A 1,914-nucleotide genomic window follows, 5' to 3' on the forward strand; every position below is an offset into this window, starting at 1 on the left:
GCGGTGTGCATGGCGGCGTCCAGGAGTGCGGGGTGGAGTCCGAACCGGCCGGCTTCCTCCCATGTTTCCTCGGGGAGGGCTACTTCGGCGAGGAGGTCGTCGCCGTGTTGCCAGGCTGCTTTGAGGCCTTGGAAGACGGGTCCGTAGGCGTAGCCCTGGCTGAGCAGCGTGTCGTAGGTGTGGTCCACGGGGAGTGGTTCGGCTCCGGTGGGGGGCCAGACCTTCTGGTCGGTCGCGGGTTCGGTGAGGGCGGTCGTGCTGATCGTGCCCTGGGCGTGGAGCAGCCAGGGGGCGGAGGTTTGCGGGCTTGCTTCCGTGGTGCGTGAGTGGATGGTGAGGGTGCGTGTTCCGTCGGGGTCGGGGGCGCCGACGACGACCTGGAGTTGTGCCGCGCCCTGGGGTGGGAGGAGCAGGGGTGCCTGGAGGGTGAGTTCGTCGAGGTGGGTGCAGCCGGTCTGGTGGGCGGCGTGCAGGGCGAGTTCCACGAATCCGGTGCCGGGGAAGAGGATGGTCTCGCCGATGACGTGGTCGGCGAGCCAGGGCTGGGTGCGGGGGGAGAGGCGTCCGGTGAGGACGATGCCGTCGTTGTCCGCGAGGGTGATCGCGGCGCCGAGCAGGGGATGGTCGGCGGTGTCGAGCCCGGCCGAGGCGATGTTCCCGGCACCGGCCTGGGCGTCGACCCAGTAGCGCTTGCGTTGGAAGGCGTAGGTGGGCAGGTCGGTGCGGGTGGCGTCACGGCCGGCGTAGAAGCCGTCCCAGTCGACGTCGGCACCGGAGGCGAACAGTTCGGCCAGGGCGGTCACGGCGGTGGTGTCCTCCGCCCGGCCTCCACGCAGCATGGACGCGAACACCACCTGCTCACCCCCCGCGTCGTTGTCGTGGTCGAGGACCTGGCGGGCCAGACCGGTCAGGACCGCGTCCGGGCCGCACTCCACGAACCGCGACACTCCCAGGGCCCGCAACGCACGCACCCCGTCCGCGAAACGCACCGCCTCACGGACATGCCCGACCCAGTACTCCGGATCCGACAACAGGCCCGGCCCTGCCACCGCGCCCGTCACGTTCGACACCACCGGCACCACCGGCTCCGACCACGCCAGCCCCCCGACTACCGCGCGGAAGTCATCCAGCATCGGCTCCATCAACGGCGAATGGAAAGCGTGCGAGACCCGCAACCGGGACACACGCCGCCCCACCCCTTCGAAGTGGGAAGCCACCGCCTCCACCCCGGCCTCGGCACCCGACACCACCACCGAGGCCGGACCGTTGACCGCCGCAACACCCACCTCCCCGACCAGCAGCGGTTGTATTTCGTCCTCGGTTGCCTCGACCGCGACCATCGCCCCACCGGCGGGCAGGGCGTCCATCAACCGGCCACGCGCCGCGACCAGCCGACCCGCATCCTGCAGTGACAGCACGCCCGCGACATGGGCCGCCGTCACCTCACCGATCGAATGCCCGGCCACCACATCAGGCCGCACACCCCACGACTCCAACAACCGAAACAGAGCGGTCTCGATGGCGAACAGCGCCGGCTGAGCGAACGCCGTCCGCTCCAGCACACCCGCATCCGCGTCCCCACCCCACACCACGTCCCGCAGCGGGCGCTCCAGCAGGCCGTCCAGCACCTCGCAGACCGCGTCGAACGCGGACGCGAACACGGGGAACGCGGCATACAGCTCCCGGCCCATACCGAGCCGCTGGCTGCCCTGCCCGGTGAACAACACCGCGCAGCGACCACCCGGACGCGCCCGACCAGTGACCACACCGCCCACACCGGCCGGAGCCTCTCCCGCGGCCAGCGCGTCCAGCCCCGCCAGCAACTCCGCACGATCGGAGCCGATCACCACGGCCCGCTGCTCCAGCGCGGCCCGGGACACGGCCAGCGAGTAGCCCACATCCACCGGATCCACG

1 protein-coding gene is annotated in these 1,914 nt (G+C 71.2%); it reads right to left on the reverse strand.

The window, feature by feature from the left end; translation table 11 throughout:
* A partial coding sequence (locus ACL02U_RS32770; RefSeq protein WP_412794656.1) for an acyltransferase domain-containing protein occupies nt 1-1,914 on the reverse strand: 1,914 nt, incomplete at both ends.

Origin of the sequence: Streptomyces sp. MS06, from assembly GCF_047200655.1 — a bacterium.
Classification (GTDB): Bacteria; Actinomycetota; Actinomycetes; order Streptomycetales; family Streptomycetaceae; genus Streptomyces.